Source organism: Streptomyces sp. NPDC002809, assembly GCF_040295435.1.
In the GTDB taxonomy this organism is placed as follows: domain Bacteria; phylum Actinomycetota; class Actinomycetes; order Streptomycetales; family Streptomycetaceae; genus Streptomyces.
Genome location: NZ_JBEOVJ010000122.1, coordinates 1 through 17,018 on the forward strand (window position 1 = coordinate 1; position 17,018 = coordinate 17,018).

Below are 17,018 nucleotides of genomic sequence, written 5' to 3' on the forward strand. Positions count from 1 at the left end.
GATTCCGATCCCGGGGCCGCCGCCGTACGTGTGCGCCGGTGCGTCAGCCGCGCGGCACCACGGTGCCGGATGCCGCGTCGACCACGTTCCGCTCGCCCAGCGGCCGGTCCAGCGTGACCGTACGGGTCAGCTCCTTGGCGATCATGATGCAGACCTTCCCCTTCTCCGGCTTCGACTCCGTCACGGACACCCGCACCGTGGAGCCGTCCTCGCTCGCGCTCGCCGCGTACGTACTGCAGACGCCGCCCCAGAACGTCACCGAGAGCGTCCGTCCGTCGGCGCTGTACGAGAGGATCGTGCGCCCGGACTCCTTCGTCCCGCCGCTGTCCGGGGTCTTCTCCGCGGGGGCGTCCTTCGCCAGGTACGCCGGATCCACCGCGACCTGGGTGACGGTGTCGCCCGTACCGCTGCCCGTGCCCGGCCGGACCGTGAAGATCCAGGACGGCACGAGCAGCTGCTTCCCGTCCACGTACCGGCCCGTCAGGCCGAAGACCGCCTTGTCGACCGTCACCGTCGTCGTGGCAGGCTCCGCACCGGTCCGCTTGCCGCAGCTCATGCCGGAGGACTTCTCGCCGTTCTCCAGCGGTGCGGGAGTGGCGCAGTCGCCGGTCTTCCGGCCGCTCGGCGGCTGCGCGGCGTTGAGCTGCTTCAGTGCGTCGGCCGCGCCGATCACCGGGTAGTCGGCGCCCTTCTCCAGGCCCTTCAACTGCCCGCTGCCGCCGACCACGTCACCCTCGGGGCCGACCTGGATCCCGGTCGCCCAGCCGTACGTCGGCAGTCCGCCCACCACCGGGTCGGCGTTCACCACCCGGACCGAGCCCATCAACTGGCGTGCGTCGAGGGCGGCGCCGTCCTGGCCGACCGCCTTCAGCACCGGCACCGCGGCGGCCTTCGCGGCCTTCTCGCTCACCGGTGCACCCGATCCGCCCGGCGCCACGTGCTTGCTCGAACAGACCGTCTCGCTCTCGCAGTTGTCCGTGCCGCCGGAACCGTACCGGGCGAACGTCCAGGTCCCGGGCGCCTGTTTGGTCACCTGCAGCACCGGTCCGGAGCCGTCCCCGTCAGAGCCCACCTTCCAGGACGTGCCCTCGGTCCGCGGGGTGCCCTGCACACCCAGCGCCTTGGCCAGGCGGGCCACCTCGGACGCCGAAACGGCCCCTTCGGCGTGCTGGACGGCCGCCTTGTCCGGGCCGTCCGGCAGGGCCCCGGCCGCGCGGTAGACCACCCGGCCGCCATGCGGATCGGGCTCGCCCGGCGCGATGCCCTGCGTCGGGGCCGAGGGCCTGGGGGAGGGAGTGGCCGGCCCGCCGTCCCGTTCGTCGAGGGAGAGAAGCGGGGGAGTGCTGCCGGAGCCGTCGGCTGCGCTGTCCTTGCTGCTGCTGCTGCCGCCGTCGGCCGCGGTCGCCGCCCAGTACGCGCCGCCGCCACCTGCCACGAGTACGGCCGCCGCCACCGAGGCCACGGCGAGGGGAGACCGCCGCCGGGGGCGGGTCACATCGTTGTCGGGTCGCTCGGTGCTCACCGGTTCACTCCTTCGCCGTCGTACGCCGGGCCCGGCAAGGGGCCCGTCCCGCTGGTGCGGACACCGTTGGGACGGGGCGCGGGCGCACACGGTTCCCTCCTGGGGCGGCCGTTGCGGCGAGGGGGCCGGCCGGGCTCAGTCGCCGTACTCCGCCATTGCGTCGATCAGCCGGGCCGAAGCGGGCGGCACGGTCACGCCGTGAATCAGGGAGGGTGCAACCGGGGTGGGTGCGGTCTTTGTGGGTACCACCCAGTGCGGAGCCATCAGTGCGCAGTCTCCGCGCAGCTCTGCCAGACCGGTCTCGGACTCGCCCGGGGCGATGTTGTTCGACATATCCGCACCGTAGGCACCTCCTGACTCAGCAGGAAAGCCCTACTATCGGGTAGTTTTCCCCCTTCGCCTGATTGCGGGAACCGGTAGCGTGAGGGGGCCTGATTTTCGGGCGCTCTCACCTGTCACGTCGCCTTGGGAACGCAGACATCGTTTCCCTCGACCTCCGTAGGAGCAGTCTCCCCGTGCGTATCGCAGTCACCGGCTCCATCGCCACTGACCACCTCATGACCTTCCCCGGCCGATTCGCGGACCAACTGGTCGCCGATCAGCTGCACACGGTCTCGCTCTCCTTCCTGGTCGACAACCTGGACGTGCGCCGGGGAGGTGTCGCCGCCAACATCTGCTTCGGCATGGGCCTGCTCGGTACCCGCCCGATCCTGGTCGGGGCAGCGGGCTCCGACTTCGACGAGTACCGCGCCTGGCTCGACCGCCACGGCGTCGACACCGGGTCGGTGCGGATCTCCGAGGTCCTGCACACCGCCCGCTTCGTCTGTACGACGGACTCCGACCACAACCAGATCGGCTCCTTCTACACGGGCGCCATGAGCGAGGCCCGGCTGATCGAGCTCAAGGCCGTCGCCGACCGCGTGGGCGGCCTCGACCTCGTCTCCATCGGCGCCGACGACCCCGAGGGGATGCTCCGTCACACCGAGGAGTGCCGCACCCGCGGCATCCCGTTCGCCGCGGACTTCTCGCAGCAGATCGCCCGGATGGACGGCGACGAGATCCGCATCCTCCTCGACGGCGCCACGTACCTCTTCTCCAACGAGTACGAGAAGGGGCTCATCGAGTCCAAGACCGGCTGGACCGACGCCGAGATCCTCGCCAAGGTCGGCCACCGGGTCACCACCCTCGGCGCCCGGGGCGTGCGGATCGAGCGTGTCGGCGAGGAGGCGATCGAGGTCGGCTGCCCCGAGGAGGAGACCAAGGCCGACCCGACCGGTGTGGGCGACGCCTTCCGGGCCGGATTCCTCTCCGGTCTCGCCTGGGGCGTCGGCCTGGAGCGGGCCGCCCAGGTCGGCTGCATGCTCGCCACTCTCGTCATCGAGACGGTCGGCACCCAGGAGTACACCCTGCACCGCAACCACTTCATGGACCGCTTCACGAAGGCGTACGGCCACGAGGCCGCGGCCGAGGTGCGCACGCACCTCGCCTGAGCGCCTCCGGTCAGGAGAGCCGGCGGACCACATGGGCCGAGCCCCGGTCCGCCGGCTCCTCACCCACGTACTCCTGCTCGCGCATCGCACACCAGGCCGGGATGTCGAGGCGGGCCGCCTCGTCGTCGGACAGGACCGTCACCGTCCCGCCCACCGGTACCTCCCCGATCACCTTTGCGAGCTCGATCACCGGAATCGGGCAGCGCCTCCCGAGCGCGTCGACGACCAGCGAGGGAGCCGTGGCGGGGGGCGAGGCGGCCACCGCGGGGGCGGCTCCCGTGCGGGCGGCCCCGGTGTGGGCGCCCAGCTTCTCCCGCACGCCGGCCACCGCCGGGGGCAGCACCTCCAGGAATCGGTCGACGTCCTCGTCGGACGTGCCCGCCGGCAGCGACACCCGCACGTTGCCCTCCGAGAGCACCCCCATCGCCTTGAGCACATGGCTCGGTGTCAGGGTGCTGCTCGTACAGGACGAACCGGACGACACGGAGAAACCGGACCGGTCCAGCTCGTGAAGCAGGGTCTCTCCGTCGACATAGAGACAGGAGAAGGTGACCAGATGCGGCAGTCGTCGCACCGGATCGCCGACCACCTCCACATCGGGCACCAGCTCCGGCACCCGGGCCCGGATCCGGTCGACCAGGGCCCGCAGCCGCAGCGACTCCGCGGACGCCTCCGCCCGCACCGCCCGCAGGGACGCCGCCGCGGCCACGATCGCCGGGATGTCCTCGAAGCCGGCGGCCCGCCCCGACTCCCGTTCGTCCGTGGGGCCTTGCGGCGCGAACCGCACACCCTTGCGCACCGCGAGGAGCCCGACCCCGGCCGGACCGCCCCACTTGTGGGCGCTCGCCGTCAGCAGCGACCAGCCGGCCGGCGCAGGCCCCCACCCCAGTGACTGGGCGGCGTCCACCAGCAGCGGCACCCCCGCGGCCCGGCAGAGCTCGGCCACCTCGGTCACCGGCTGCTCGGTACCCACCTCGTGGTTGGCGGACTGCAGGCATGCCAGAGCGGTGTCGTCGCGCAGCGCGCTCGCGAAGGCCCGCGGACTCACCGCGCCCGTGCCGTCCACCGGAACCTCGGTGTACGAGCCGCCTCCGCTCTCGTGGGTGGCGGCCGTATGGAGTACCGACGAGTGTTCGACCGCCGACACCACCAGATGGCGGCCGACACGCCGACGCCCCGCGAGGGCTCCGGAAATACCGGAATGGACCGCCCGCGTGCCCGACGAGGTGAACGTCAGCTCGTCGGGGCGGCAGCCGACGGCCTCCGCCGCCGCCTCCCGGGCCGCGTCCAGCAGCAGCCGGGCGCGCCGCCCCTCGCGGTGGAGGCGGGCCGGGTCTGCCCAGCCCTCGTCCAGTGCGGCAAGCAGCGCCTGGCGGGCGACGGGATGGAGGGGGGCGGCGGACGCGGCGTCGAAGTAGGGCACCCGGCCACGCTAGCCCGGCCACGGGTGCGGCCCGGGACCCGGCCGTCCGGACGGTGGGAAGAGGAGGCGTCAGATGGCGGCCGGAGCCCCGGATTCCACCCCTTCGGGGAGTCGGGCGGCGCGTTGGGCACCCTCCCCGCGCGACCCCAAATAGCGTCCAGTAGGGTTTGGTCCGCATAAACATCCAAACCCCTGCCCGCGTCAGGGCCGGCGACCGACCAGCGAGACGGGCGCGCCGACCGTGCGGGCGAGACTCTCGGGAAGGCGCTACGTGAGTCCCAACGGCTCCGACCGCTTGTCGCGGCGCCCGATGCGGCGGAAGCTGCCGCAGGTGCTGACTGCGGGCCTGGTCCTGGCGACGGCCTCCGGTTGTTCGTACAACTGGCAGGATTTTCCCCGCCTCGGTATGCCCACACCGGTAACGGAAGAGGCTCCTCGGATCCTTTCCCTCTGGCAGGGCTCGTGGGCGGCTGCGCTCGCCACGGGTGTCCTTGTCTGGGGACTGATCATCTGGAGTGTCATCTTCCACCGGCGCAGCCGCACCAAGGTGGAGGTACCTCCGCAGACCCGGTACAACATGCCCATCGAGGCGCTGTACACCGTGGTCCCTCTGATCATCGTCTCGGTGTTGTTCTACTTCACCGCGCGAGACGAGACGAAGCTCCTTTCGCTCTCTGCCAAGCCGGCCCACACCATCAACGTGGTCGGCTACCAGTGGAGCTGGGGCTTCAACTACATCGAGAACGTGGACGGCTCAGCCGCCACGGGCAACGAGATCCCCAAGGAGCTCGACGCCATCCCGGACAGGTTCCGCGACCAGTTCCCCAAGGCTGCGGACGGCGTCTACGACGCCGGCATCCCTGGAGACCGGAACCCGCAGACCGGCAACCCCGGCCCGACCCTGTGGCTTCCCAAGGGTGAGAAGGTCCGCTTCATCCTGACTTCGCGTGACGTCATCCACTCCTTCTGGGTGGTGCCGTTCCTCATGAAGCAGGACGTCATCCCGGGCCACACCAACGCCTTCGAGGTGACTCCCAACCAGGAGGGCACCTTCATGGGCAAGTGCGCCGAGCTCTGCGGCGTCGACCACTCCCGGATGCTCTTCAACGTCAAGGTCGTCTCCCCGGAGCGCTACCAGGCGCACCTCAAGGAGCTCGCGAAGAAGGGCCAGACGGGCTACTTGCCGGCCGGTATCGAGCAGACCGACCCGGCCAGGAATGCGGAGACGAACAAACTGTGAGCATCCTCAACGAACCTCAGGGTGCCGCGGCAGCAGACGACTCCTACGAGGACGAGCTGCCGGTCCGGCGCAAGCAGCCGGGCAACGTCGTCATCAAGTGGCTGACCACCACTGACCACAAGACGATCGGCACGATGTACCTGGTCACATCGTTCGCGTTCTTCTGCATCGGCGGACTGATGGCGCTCTTCATGCGCGCCGAGCTGGCCCGTCCGGGCACGCAGATCATGTCGAACGAGCAGTTCAACCAGGCGTTCACGATGCACGGCACGATCATGCTGCTGATGTTCGCGACGCCGCTGTTCGCCGGATTCGCGAACTGGATCATGCCGCTGCAGATCGGTGCGCCCGACGTGGCGTTCCCGCGGCTGAACATGTTCGCGTACTGGCTGTACCTCTTCGGCTCGATCCTCGCGGTGGCCGGATTCCTCACCCCGCAGGGTGCGGCCGACTTCGGCTGGTTCGCCTACTCCCCGCTGTCGGACGCCGTCCGCTCGCCGGGCGTCGGTGCCGACATGTGGATCATGGGTCTGGCCTTCTCCGGCTTCGGCACGATCCTCGGTTCGGTCAACTTCATCACCACGATCATCTGCATGCGCGCCCCCGGCATGACGATGTTCCGCATGCCGATCTTCGTCTGGAACGTCCTGCTGACCGGTGTTCTGGTCCTGCTGGCCTTCCCGGTGCTGGCGGCGGCGCTCTTCGCGCTGGAGGCGGACCGAAAATTCGGTGCGCATATCTTCGACGCGTCAAACGGCGGCGCATTGCTCTGGCAACACCTCTTCTGGTTCTTCGGCCATCCAGAGGTGTACATCATCGCCTTGCCCTTCTTCGGGATCATTTCCGAAGTGATCCCCGTATTCAGCCGCAAGCCGATGTTCGGTTACATCGGCCTCGTGGCCGCGACGATCTCGATCGCCGGCCTCTCGGTGACGGTGTGGGCACACCACATGTACGTCACCGGCGGCGTGCTCCTGCCGTTCTTCTCCTTCATGACGTTCCTCATCGCGGTGCCCACCGGGGTGAAGTTCTTCAACTGGATCGGCACGATGTGGAAGGGCTCGTTGTCCTTCGAGACACCGATGCTCTGGGCGATCGGCTTCCTGATCACCTTCACCTTCGGTGGTCTGACCGGCGTCATCCTGGCCTCGCCGCCGATGGACTTCCACGTCTCGGACTCGTACTTCGTGGTCGCGCACTTCCACTACGTCGTCTTCGGCACCGTGGTGTTCGCGATGTTCTCCGGATTCCACTTCTGGTGGCCGAAGTTCACCGGCAAGATGCTGGACGAGCGGCTCGGGAAGATCACGTTCTGGACGCTGTTCATCGGCTTCCACGGCACGTTCCTGGTGCAGCACTGGCTGGGCGCGGAGGGCATGCCGCGTCGTTACGCGGACTACCTGGCCGCGGACGGATTCACCGCGCTGAACACGATCTCGACGATCTCCTCGTTCCTGCTCGGCCTGTCGATCCTGCCGTTCTTCTACAACGTGTGGAAGACCGCCAAGTACGGCAAGAAGGTCGAGGTCGACGACCCGTGGGGTTACGGCCGTTCGCTGGAGTGGGCGACCTCCTGCCCGCCGCCGCGGCACAACTTCCTCACGCTGCCGCGGATCCGTTCCGAATCCCCGGCGTTCGACCTGCACCACCCCGAGATCACTGCTCTTGAGCAGCTGGATCACCTCTCCGAGGGTGACAAGGCCCTCGCCGGTGGCAAGGAGGCGGGCAAGTGAAGGTCCAGGGCAAGATGTTCCTCGGTCTGGCGCTGTTCATCCTCGTCATGGCCGTCACGTACGGCGTGTGGTCCAAGGAGCCGGTCGGCACCACCGCGCTCGTCCTGGCCTTCGGCCTGAGCGTCATGATCGGCTTCTACCTGGCCTTCACGGCCCGGCGGGTCGACGCGCTGGCGCAGGACAACAAGGAAGCCGATGTGGCGGACGAGGCCGGCGAGGTGGGGTTCTTCTCCCCGCACAGCTGGCAGCCGCTCTCGCTGGCGGTCGGCGGCATTCTCGCCTTCATGGGAGTCGTCTTCGGCTGGTGGCTGCTCTACTTCTCGGCCCCGGTCATCCTGATCGGACTGTTCGGCTGGGTCTTCGAGTACTACCGCGGTGAGAACCGCACCCAGTGACACCGCTCCACCCGTGACACCGCTCCACCTGACGGGGGGCCCGCACTTCCACGAGAAGTGCGGGCCCCCCGTTTGCAGTCATCCGGCGCGCTGAAACGGATGAATCTTCTTAGCGTGGGTTCATGAACCACACGCCGCGTATCCGTCCTGTCATGAGCTGTGCTCTGCTGGCCGCGACCCTGGTCGCAGGGGCGGCCGCCTGCGGGGAGTCCGACGACCATCCGCTCGCGGCACAGCCGTACGACGCGGCGGACGAGATCTCCTCCAACGCCCCCGACGGCGGTGAGAAGGCCGATCCGGACAAGCCCCTCGAAGTCAGCGTCGACGGCGACGACGGCCGCATCACCGATGTGACGGCCGTGGACACCGAGGGACGCCATCTGGCGGGCGAACTCGACGCCGACGGCCACCGCTGGCACTCCACGGCTCCGCTCGCCGCAGGGACCCAGTACACCGTCAAGGTCAGCATGGAGGACGACGACGGCGCTCCGGGCAGCCGTACGCTCTCCTTCGAGACCGCCGCGGCCAAGAAGTTCCTGAAGGTCACCTTCGGCCCGCAGGCGGGCACCTACGGCGTCGGACAGCCCGTCACAGCGGTACTCAGCGCCCCGGTCGCCGACAAAGCCTCCCGCGCGACGGTGGAACGCGCCCTGAAGGTGCGCTCCACGCCCGCCGTGACCGGTTCCTGGTACTGGGTCGACGACAAGACGCTGCACTACCGGCCGCGGGACTACTGGCCGGCGAAGGCCACCATCGAGGTCACCAGCAACCTGACGGGCATCAAGGTGACCAACGCGCTGTACGGCGCCCCCGCGAAGGCGTTGAAGATCACGACCGGAGACCGCATCGAGGCCATCACCGACGCCTCGGAGCACTCCATGACGGTCAAGCGCAACGGAGAAGTGATCAACACCATTCCGGTGACCACCGGCAAGCCGGGCTTCTCCACCCGCAACGGCGTCAAGGTCGTGCTGGGCAAGGAGTACTACGTACGTATGCGCGGGGAGTCCATCGGCATCGCCGAGGGTTCGGAGGACTCGTACGACCTGCCGGTCTACTACGCGACGCGGGTCACCTGGAGCGGCGAGTACGTGCACGCGGCCCCGTGGTCCACCGGATCACAGGGGTCCGCCAACGTCAGCCACGGCTGCACCGGCATGAGCACCAGCGAGGCCGAGTGGTTCTTCAACACCGTCCGTGAGGGTGACATCGTCACCGTCGTCGGCAGTGAGGGCGAGACCATGACGCCGTTCGACAACGGCTACGGCGACTGGAACCTGTCCTGGGCCAAGTGGCAGAAGGGCAGCGCGCTGAACAACGACGCCACGCCGGACCGCGTCGACACGGTCCGGGCGGCGCGGCTGCGCCCCGCGGTCTGACGGCCGGGGTGCGCAGCCCCTCGGAGCCACGGCAGGAAGGCGGGGCCTCAGGCCTCCACGGAGAGCCTGCTGCGCAGCAGGGCGGCCAGGGCGTCCGCGAACTCGACCGGTTCGACCGGAAGGGTCACCGCGGCGTCCGCGCGGCTCCAGGTGGCCAGCCAGGCGTCCTGGGGGCGGCCCATCAGCAGCAGCACCGGCGGGCAGCGGAAGATCTCGTCCTTGATCTGCCTGGAGACGCCCATGCCGCCCGCGGGGGCCGTCTCGCCGTCCAACACGCAGACGTCGACGCCTCCGTGGTCCAGCGCGTCCAGGACGGCGGGCAGGGTGGCGCACTCCAGGAACTCCACCTGCGGTACGTCCGCAGCAGGCCTGCGCCCGGCTGCCAGCCTCACCTGCTCACGGGTGTGTGCGTTGTCGCTGTAGACCAGGACCGTGGCGGTCGGCTGCATGGTTCCTCCGTGACATCTGTGTCTTCGGGGCTGTCGGGGCACCCGGTGCATGAGGGCTGTCCGATGCGCGGATCGTACTCCGCCCGATGGCCTGTCAGCATCGCCCGGGACAGCGGAACCATGGGCCGTTCGGGGAGGACACACCCCTCTGACACACCGAACGGCACCCCCCGGAGTGAGGGCGGGATAAGCGACCGACATAATGTCGGTCGTGGCGACAGCAACGACAGTAGAAACCGGGCACGCGCACCCGTCGGTCAATCGGCCGAACCTCACCAGCGTCGGAACCATCATCTGGTTGAGTTCCGAGCTGATGTTCTTCGCGGCCCTCTTCGCGATGTACTTCACCCTGCGATCGGTGACCGGACCAGATCACTGGAAGGAAATGGCGTCCGCCCTGAACTTCCCGTTCTCGGCGACGAACACCACGATCCTGGTGCTCTCCTCACTCACCTGCCAGCTCGGCGTCTTCGCCGCGGAGCGGGGCGATGTGAAGAAGCTCCGTGCCTGGTTCGTGATCACTTTCGTGATGGGTTCGATCTTCATCGGAGGCCAGGTCTTCGAGTACACGGAGCTGGTGAAGAAGGACGGCCTCTCGCTGTCCTCGGATCCGTACGGCTCGGTGTTCTACCTGACCACCGGCTTCCACGGTCTGCATGTGACAGGCGGCCTCATCGCCTTCCTGCTCGTCCTGGGCAGGACATACGCAGCCAAGAGGTTCACCCATGAGCAGGCGACCGCAGCCATCGTCGTGTCCTATTACTGGCACTTCGTCGATGTCGTGTGGATCGGCCTGTTCGCCACGATCTACATGATCAAGTAACCGGGCTCGTACCCGAACCACATCATCGACGCAGAAGATCCTGACACCGGGGTAATCCGTGAAAAAGCTCTCCGCACGACGACGCCATCCGTTGGCGGCGGTCGTCGTACTACTCCTCGCGCTTGCGGCTACTGGGGGTCTGTACGCCGCCTTTGCGCCCGCGAGTAGGGCGCAGGCCGACGACACCGCCCAGTCCCTCGCCATCGACGAGGGCAAGAAGCTGTACTCCGTCGGTTGCGCCAGCTGCCACGGAACCGGCGGTCAGGGCACCACCGACGGGCCCCAGCTTGTCGGCGTGGGCTCCGCCGCCGTCGACTTCCAGGTCGGCACTGGCCGTATGCCGGCACAGCAGCCGGGCGCCCAGGTGCCGAAGAAGAAGGTCATCTACACCCAGGCCGAGATCGACCAGCTCGCGGCATACGTCGCGTCGCTCGGCGCCGGTCCGATCGTCCCGACCAAGAGCCAGGTCAGCCCTGAGGGTGCGGACGTCGCCAAGGGTGGCGATCTGTTCCGTACCAACTGCGCCCAGTGCCACAACTTCACCGGCGAGGGCGGTGCCCTGACGAAGGGCAAGTACGCCCCCAGCCTCGAAGGCGTGGACCCGAAGCACATCTACGAGGCCATGCAGACCGGCCCGCAGAGCATGCCTTCGTTCCCGGACTCGACGATGCCCGAGCAGCAGAAGAAGGACATCATCGCGTACATCCAGACGGTGAACAGCTCGGAGTCGGCGAGCCCCGGCGGCCTCAGCCTGGGCGGACTCGGTCCGGTCAGCGAAGGTCTGTTCGGCTGGATCTTCGGTCTGGGCGCACTGATCGCAGTTGCCGTCTGGGTCGCGGCCCACACCGCTAAGGCCAAGAAGTCATGAGTAGCCAAGAGATTCCAGAAGAGAACCTGCCCGCAGAGCAGGACGCCGCGCACGGCGCGGTAGAGGGTGCGGACGACCCGTTCGCCGACCCGGGGCTGCCGGCCCACAAGCCGCGCATCCAGGACATCGACGAACAGGCCGCCAACCGGTCCGAGCGCGCGGTCGCGTTCATGTTCACGCTGTCCATGCTGGCGACGGTCGGCTTCATCGCCTCCTACGTCATCTTCCCGGTCGACAAGATCGTCTACATCTTCCCGTTCGGTCATGTGAGCGCGCTCAACTTCTCCCTGGGGCTGACCCTGGGCGTGGCGCTCTTCGCGATCGGCGCGGGCGCCGTCCACTGGGCGCGCACCCTGATGTCGGACGTGGAGGTCGCGGACGACCGTCACGCGATCGCGGCCGAGCCCGAGGTCAAGGCGAAGGTTCTCGCCGACTTCGCGGCAGGCGCCGAGGAGTCCGCGTTCGGCCGGCGCAAGCTGATCCGTAACACCATGTTCGGAGCGCTGGCCCTGGTGCCGCTCGCCGGTGTGGTGCTGCTGCGCGACCTCGGTCCGCTGCCGGAGAAGAAGCTCCGCTCGACCCTGTGGGCCGAGGGCAAGCAGCTCATCAACATGAACACGATGGAGCCGCTTCGTCCCGAGGACGTCGTCGTCGGTTCGCTCACCTTCGCCATGCCCGAGGGCCTGGAGGAGGACGCGCACGACTTCCAGACGCAGATCGCCAAGGCCGCGCTGATGATCATCCGCATCGAGCCGGACAACATCAAGGACAAGCGCGAGCGCGAGTGGGCCCACGAGGGAATCGTGGCCTTCTCCAAGATCTGTACCCACGTCGGCTGCCCGATCAGCCTGTACGAGCAGCAGACGCACCACGTGCTCTGCCCGTGCCACCAGTCCACCTTCGACCTCTCCGACGGCGCCCGCGTCATCTTCGGTCCGGCCGGTCACGCACTTCCGCAGCTGCGGATCGGTGTGAACAGCGAGGGCAACCTCCAGGCGCTCGGTGACTTCGAAGAGCCCGTCGGTCCTGCATTCTGGGAGCGCGGATGAGCACTGCGACCGATACGAAGCGCAAGGCGCCCGCCGGTGAGAAGGTTGCCGACTGGGCGGACGGCCGGCTCGGGATCTACTCCCTGGCCAAGGCCAACATGCGCAAGATCTTCCCGGACCACTGGTCCTTCATGCTCGGTGAGATCTGCCTCTACAGCTTCATCATCATCATCCTCACGGGTGTGTACCTGACGCTGTTCTTCCACCCGAGCATGAACGAGGTCGTGTACCACGGCCCGTACGAGCCCATGCAGGGCATCCGGATGTCCGAGGCCTACGCCTCGACGCTGGACATCAGCTTCGACGTCCGCGGTGGTCTGCTCGTCCGCCAGATCCACCACTGGGCCGCGCTGATCTTCCTGGCCGGCATGTTCGTCCACATGATGCGCGTGTTCTTCACGGGTGCGTTCCGCAAGCCGCGTGAGATCAACTGGCTGTTCGGCTTCCTGCTGTTCGTGCTGGGCATGTTCACCGGCTTCACCGGCTACTCGCTCCCGGACGACCTGCTCTCGGGCACGGGTGTCCGCTTCACCCAGGGCGCGATCCTGTCGATGCCGATCGTCGGCACCTACATCTCGATGTTCCTGTTCGGCGGGGAGTTCCCCGGCGGCGACTTCGTCGCCCGGTTCTACTCGATCCACATCCTGCTGCTGCCGGGCATCATGCTCGGGCTGCTGGTGGGCCACCTGATCCTGGTCTTCTACCACAAGCACACGCAGTTCGCGGGTCCCGGCCGGACCAACAAGAACGTCGTGGGCATGCCGCTGCTGCCGGTGTACATGGCGAAGGCCGGAGGCTTCTTCTTCCTGGTCTTCGGTGTCATCGCCGTCATCGCGGGCATCGCCTCGATCAACCCGATCTGGGCCATCGGCCCGTACCGCCCGGACCAGGTGTCCACCGGCGCCCAGCCCGACTGGTACATGGGCTTCGCCGAGGGTCTGATCCGAGTGATGCCGGGCTGGGAGATCAACCTCTGGGGTCACACACTCGTCCTGGGCGTGTTCATCCCACTGGTGCTCTTCGGCGTGATCCTGGGTGCGATCGCGATGTACCCGTTCATCGAGTCGTGGGTCACCGGCGACAAGCGCGAGCACCACATCCTGGACCGCCCGCGCAACGCCCCGACCCGGACGGCCTTCGGTGTCGCCTGGATCACCGTGTACTTCATCGGTCTCGTGGGTGGTGGAAACGACCTCTGGGCCACGCACTTCCACCTGTCGCTGAACGCGATCTCGTGGTTCGTCCGGATCTTCTTCTTCGTCGGACCGGTTCTCGCGTTCATCGCGACCAAGCGGATCTGCCTGGGCCTTCAGCGCCGGGACAAGGAGAAGGTGCTGCACGGCCGCGAGTCCGGGCTCATCAAGCGCCTGCCGCACGGTGAGTTCGTCGAGGTGCACGAGCCGCTGGCACCCGCGCAGCTGCACACGCTCACCGCGCACGAGCAGTACAAGCCGTACGAGATCGGCCCGACGGTCGACGAGAACGGTGTCGAGCGCAAGGTGTCCCTGGTGCACAAGCTGCGGGCCAAGCTCAGCAAGGGCTTCTACGGCGAGAACAACCAGATCGCCAAGCCCACCGCCGAGGAGTACAAGGAGATCACCAGCGGCCACGGCCACCACTGATCACCTGAACTGATCGCCACAGCAGGAGCCCCGTCCATCGCATGGACGGGGCTCTTCGCTGTTCCCGGGGCTCGATAGGGTGGTGACGTTCCTTTTTTCGGCTGTGGACCCAGGAGTGGACCATGAACGTTGTGACCCCGGTCGGCGGCGACAGCGTGGCGGCCCGTTCCTGGCCCGGCGTGCTGACCCCCCTGCTGCGCGGCCAGGACCTGACCGCCGACGACACCGCCTGGGCGATGGACCGCATCATGAGCGGCGAGGCGACCGATGTGCAGATCGCCGGCTTCGCGGTGGCGCTGCGCGCCAAGGGCGAGACCGTCAGGGAGGTCTCCGGCCTGGTCCGTGCGATGTACGAGCACGCCACGACCATCCATGTGCCCGGCCGTACGGTCGACATCGTGGGCACCGGCGGCGACATGGCCAAGACGGTCAACATCTCCACCATGTCGGCGATCGTCGTGGCGGGGACCGGCGCCAAGGTCGTCAAGCACGGCAACCGGGCCTCGTCGTCGGCCAGCGGCTCCTCCGACGTGCTGGGGAAGCTCGGCGTCAATCTGGAGCTGTCCCCGCAGCGTGTGGTGGAGGTGGCCGAGGAAGCGGGCATCACGTTCTGCTTCGCCGTGAAGTTCCACCCCGCCCTGAGGCACGCGGCCAAGGCCCGGGCGGAGCTCGGCGCGCCGACCACCTTCAACATCCTCGGGCCGCTCACCAACCCGGCCAAGGTGCGCTCGCAGGCGATCGGCGTCGCCGACCTGCGGATGGCGCCGATCGTCGCGGGCGTCCTCGCCGAGCGAGGCAACTCCGCACTGGTCTTCCGCGGCGACGACGGCCTGGACGAGCTGACCACCACCGCGACCTCCCGTGTCTGGGTCGCCAGGGACGGCGTGGTGCGCGAAGAGGCCTTCGACCCGCGCGACGTCGGCATCGACCTGGTGCCGGTGGAGGCGCTGCGGGGCGCGGACGCCTCGTACAACGCCGATGTGGCCCGCCGGCTCATCGCCGGGGAGACGGGCCCCGTACGGGACGCCGTCCTGCTCAACTCCGCGGCGGCGCTCGTCGCGCTGGACCCGGGGGAGGGCACGCTCACCGAGCAGCTCACCGCGGGGATGGCGAAGGCCGCCGAGTCCATCGACTCGGGCGCGGCAGGCCGGGCGTTGGAGAGATGGGTCGTGGCCAGCAACGCCTGAGAGACCGGCGTACGGCATGTGAGGCAGGGCGCAGTCCAGATCATGGACTGCGCCTTGCGCGTTTTCGTACGTATGGCAAGATGCTGCGCAGGTCATGAGTGACAGCGACTACGGCCCCGGCCCGCTGTCCGGCAACCCTCCGTCCGTGGCGGGGTGCCCCGGGTGAAGACCAGGCCGCAGGCAGCGAGGTCTGCGGCAAGCGCGGACCCCTCGACGTCGTCAGATGTCCACCCGTGGGGTCCTGGTCCTCAGGGAGCCTCTTGTGAGCAAGCGAATGCGATAGGGCTTTCCGGCCCTCCTCCGCACACCCTTCTTCTTCCTTCCGTGCTGCCGCGTATCCGCAGGCACGCGGAATTCGCCTGCCTGTTACGGGAGTTCGTCATGTCTGTCTTCACCGCTGCCACCGACCAGTCGATTTGTGCTCCGCTGCCGGTTCTGGGCAAGGATGTGACGGTTCCGCTGGTCACCGGCGGAGAGGTCACCTACGCCGCGCTGGACTACGCCGCCAGCGCTCCGGCCCTGCAGCGGGTGTGGGACGACGTGGCCGCGTACGCGCCGTACTACGGCAGCGTCCACCGCGGTGCCGGTTACCTCTCGCAGCTCTCCACGGACCTCTTCGAGAGCAGCCGTGAGACGGTCGCGGAGTTCCTCGGCTGCCGCGCCGACGACCAGGTGATCTTCACCCGGTCCACCACCGACTCGCTCAACCTGCTCGCCGCCGCACTGCCCGCCGACTGCCAGGTGTTCGTCTTCGAGACCGAGCACCACGCCTCGCTGCTGCCCTGGCGCGACGCCCGGGTGACGTACCTGAACGCCCCGCGCACCCCGGGTGAAGCCGTCCAGACGCTGGAGCGGGCCCTCGCCGACCGCGACCCCTACGGCCCCGCGCTGGTCTGCGTCACCGGTGCCTCCAACGTCACCGGCGAGCTGTGGCCGGTCAGGGAGCTCGCCGCCGCCGCGCACGCCCACGGCGCCCGGATCGTGCTGGACGCCGCCCAGCTCGCCCCGCACCACCCCGTCGACATCGCCGAGCTGGACGTCGACTGGGTCGCCTTCTCCGGGCACAAGCTGTACGCACCGTTCGGCTCCGGGGTCCTGGCCGGGCGCTCCGACTGGCTGCGCGACGCCGAGCCCTACCTGGCCGGCGGGGGCGCCTCCCGCAAGGTCGCACGGCGCACCGACGGCGGTGTCGACGTCGAATGGCACACCACCGCCGCCCGCCACGAGGCCGGCTCGCCCAACGTCATCGGCGTCTACTCCATCGCCTCCGCCTGCAAGGCGCTCACCGAGGCCGGGTTCGACAGCCTGGTCGCCCGCGAGCAGCAGCTCGTCACCGCGGTCCGCGCCGGACTCGCCGAGGTCCCCGAAGTCAAGGTGCTCTCGCTGTTCGGCGACGACGCCCCGCGGGTCGGCGTCATCTCCTTCGTGGTGGAGGGCTGGAACAGCTCGCACTTCGCCGCGGCGCTCTCCGCCGAGTACGGCATCGGAGTGCGTGACGGACTGTTCTGCGCCCACCCCCTCGTGCGCACCCTGCTCGGCAGCGACCCGCAGGACGTCGGGGAGTGCGGCGCGCCCGAGGCGGAGCCGGGCCAGAAGTCCCTCAACGCGATCCGGGTCAGCTTCGGCGCCGGTACGCCGGACGAGCACATCGAGCGCTTCCTGCTGGCGGTCAAGGAACTCGTGAGCCAGGGCGCCCAGTGGAAGTACCGCACCGAGGAAGGCCGTTGCGTCCCGGACCGGGGCACGGCCGCGCAGGTCTGAGACGAGACCCCCTCAGCACTTTCGGCCGGGTACGGACAACAGGGCCCACCCGCCCGACAAAGCGGTATACCCCCGGG

15 protein-coding genes and 1 riboswitch are annotated in these 17,018 nt (G+C 68.5%); of the genes, 11 read left to right on the plus strand and 4 right to left on the minus strand.

Going from position 1 to position 17,018, the window contains the following annotated elements; genetic code table 11:
- Positions 1-43 precede the first annotated feature (43 nt).
- Together ABT025_RS37230 and ABT025_RS37235 are read right to left on the minus strand one after the other, a co-directional pair.
- Entirely contained in the window at positions 44-1,522 is a 1,479-nt protein-coding gene (locus ABT025_RS37230; RefSeq protein ID WP_351003109.1) for a hypothetical protein, read from the minus strand.
- A 135-nt stretch (positions 1,523-1,657) separates the two neighbouring features.
- On the minus strand, positions 1,658-1,855 hold the full coding sequence (locus tag ABT025_RS37235; RefSeq protein ID WP_351003110.1) for a hypothetical protein: 198 nt from the start codon (positions 1,853-1,855) through the stop codon (positions 1,658-1,660).
- Positions 1,856-2,037: 182 nt separating this feature from the next.
- Between ABT025_RS37235 and ABT025_RS37240 the strand changes: the two genes are divergently transcribed.
- Entirely contained in the window at positions 2,038-3,012 is a 975-nt protein-coding gene (locus ABT025_RS37240) for a carbohydrate kinase family protein (protein ID WP_351003111.1), read from the plus strand.
- 10 nt (positions 3,013-3,022) lie between these two features.
- Here ABT025_RS37240 and ABT025_RS37245 read toward each other — a convergent pair whose 3' ends face one another.
- Positions 3,023-4,435 carry a cysteine desulfurase/sulfurtransferase TusA family protein gene (locus tag ABT025_RS37245; protein ID WP_351003112.1) on the minus strand — a complete coding sequence of 471 codons (1,413 nt, stop codon included), beginning with the start codon at positions 4,433-4,435 and terminating at the stop codon, positions 3,023-3,025.
- Between the two features lie 271 nt (positions 4,436-4,706).
- On the opposite strand from ABT025_RS37245, the gene ctaC reads away from it, so the two are divergent.
- The 4 genes from ctaC to ABT025_RS37265 all read left to right on the plus strand — a co-directional run bounded on the left by ctaC (position 4,707) and on the right by ABT025_RS37265 (position 9,182).
- Entirely contained in the window at positions 4,707-5,675 is a 969-nt protein-coding gene (gene ctaC, locus ABT025_RS37250) for an aa3-type cytochrome oxidase subunit II (protein WP_351003113.1), read from the plus strand.
- Complete coding sequence (gene ctaD, locus ABT025_RS37255; RefSeq protein ID WP_327711508.1) at positions 5,672-7,408, plus strand: aa3-type cytochrome oxidase subunit I; 1,737 nt, start codon at positions 5,672-5,674, stop codon at positions 7,406-7,408. Before ctaC ends, ctaD begins: the two co-directional genes overlap by 4 nt.
- Positions 7,405-7,803, plus strand: a complete 399-nt coding sequence (locus tag ABT025_RS37260; RefSeq protein WP_351003114.1) for a cytochrome c oxidase subunit 4 — start codon at positions 7,405-7,407, stop codon at positions 7,801-7,803. Before ctaD ends, ABT025_RS37260 begins: the two co-directional genes overlap by 4 nt.
- 122 nt (positions 7,804-7,925) lie before the next feature.
- A complete protein-coding gene (locus ABT025_RS37265) occupies positions 7,926-9,182 on the plus strand; it encodes a L,D-transpeptidase (protein WP_351003115.1) in 1,257 nt (418 codons plus the stop codon).
- Between the two features lie 47 nt (positions 9,183-9,229).
- Here ABT025_RS37265 and ABT025_RS37270 read toward each other — a convergent pair whose 3' ends face one another.
- A complete protein-coding gene (locus tag ABT025_RS37270; protein WP_351003116.1) occupies positions 9,230-9,631 on the minus strand; it encodes a hypothetical protein in 402 nt (133 codons plus the stop codon).
- Positions 9,632-9,833: 202 nt separating this feature from the next.
- Between ABT025_RS37270 and ctaE the strand changes: the two genes are divergently transcribed.
- The 6 genes from ctaE to ABT025_RS37300 all read left to right on the plus strand — a co-directional run bounded on the left by ctaE (position 9,834) and on the right by ABT025_RS37300 (position 16,941).
- Positions 9,834-10,454, plus strand: a complete 621-nt coding sequence (ctaE, locus tag ABT025_RS37275; protein ID WP_164399455.1) for an aa3-type cytochrome oxidase subunit III — start codon at positions 9,834-9,836, stop codon at positions 10,452-10,454.
- 58 nt (positions 10,455-10,512) lie between these two features.
- Positions 10,513-11,322 (plus strand): cytochrome bc1 complex diheme cytochrome c subunit, encoded by an 810-nt coding sequence (gene qcrC / locus ABT025_RS37280; RefSeq protein ID WP_351003117.1) that lies wholly within the window; start codon positions 10,513-10,515, stop codon positions 11,320-11,322.
- Positions 11,319-12,371 (plus strand): cytochrome bc1 complex Rieske iron-sulfur subunit, encoded by a 1,053-nt coding sequence (gene qcrA / locus ABT025_RS37285; RefSeq protein ID WP_351003118.1) that lies wholly within the window; start codon positions 11,319-11,321, stop codon positions 12,369-12,371. The genes qcrC and qcrA overlap by 4 nt, the downstream gene beginning before the upstream one ends.
- The gene (gene qcrB, locus ABT025_RS37290) at positions 12,368-13,993 is read left to right on the plus strand and encodes a cytochrome bc1 complex cytochrome b subunit (protein WP_351003119.1); all 1,626 of its coding nucleotides are present in this window, start codon (positions 12,368-12,370) and stop codon (positions 13,991-13,993) included. Before qcrA ends, qcrB begins: the two co-directional genes overlap by 4 nt.
- Positions 13,994-14,115: 122 nt before the next feature.
- Positions 14,116-15,180 carry an anthranilate phosphoribosyltransferase gene (gene trpD / locus ABT025_RS37295; protein WP_351003120.1) on the plus strand — a complete coding sequence of 355 codons (1,065 nt, stop codon included), beginning with the start codon at positions 14,116-14,118 and terminating at the stop codon, positions 15,178-15,180.
- Between the two features lie 90 nt (positions 15,181-15,270).
- Positions 15,271-15,388: riboswitch (SAM riboswitch) on the plus strand.
- A 173-nt stretch (positions 15,389-15,561) separates the two neighbouring features.
- Positions 15,562-16,941 (plus strand): aminotransferase class V-fold PLP-dependent enzyme, encoded by a 1,380-nt coding sequence (locus tag ABT025_RS37300; protein ID WP_351003121.1) that lies wholly within the window; start codon positions 15,562-15,564, stop codon positions 16,939-16,941.
- The last annotated feature ends 77 nt before the right edge of the window (positions 16,942-17,018 follow it).

Bases quoted from the DNA above. Each gene is read 5' to 3' on its own strand.
- ABT025_RS37235 (WP_351003110.1), bottom strand. From the start codon at position 1,855: ATGTCGAACAACATCGCCCCGGGCGAGTCCGAGACCGGTCTGGCAGAG.
- ABT025_RS37265 (WP_351003115.1), top strand. From the start codon at position 7,926: ATGAACCACACGCCGCGTATCCGTCCTGTCATGAGCTGTGCTCTGCTG.
- ABT025_RS37270 (WP_351003116.1), bottom strand. From the start codon at position 9,631: ATGCAGCCGACCGCCACGGTCCTGGTCTACAGCGACAACGCACACACC.
- ctaE (WP_164399455.1), top strand. From the start codon at position 9,834: ATGTCGGTCGTGGCGACAGCAACGACAGTAGAAACCGGGCACGCGCAC.
- qcrA (WP_351003118.1), top strand. From the start codon at position 11,319: ATGAGTAGCCAAGAGATTCCAGAAGAGAACCTGCCCGCAGAGCAGGAC.
- qcrB (WP_351003119.1), top strand. From the start codon at position 12,368: ATGAGCACTGCGACCGATACGAAGCGCAAGGCGCCCGCCGGTGAGAAG.
- trpD (WP_351003120.1), top strand. From the start codon at position 14,116: ATGAACGTTGTGACCCCGGTCGGCGGCGACAGCGTGGCGGCCCGTTCC.
- ABT025_RS37300 (WP_351003121.1), top strand. From the start codon at position 15,562: ATGTCTGTCTTCACCGCTGCCACCGACCAGTCGATTTGTGCTCCGCTG.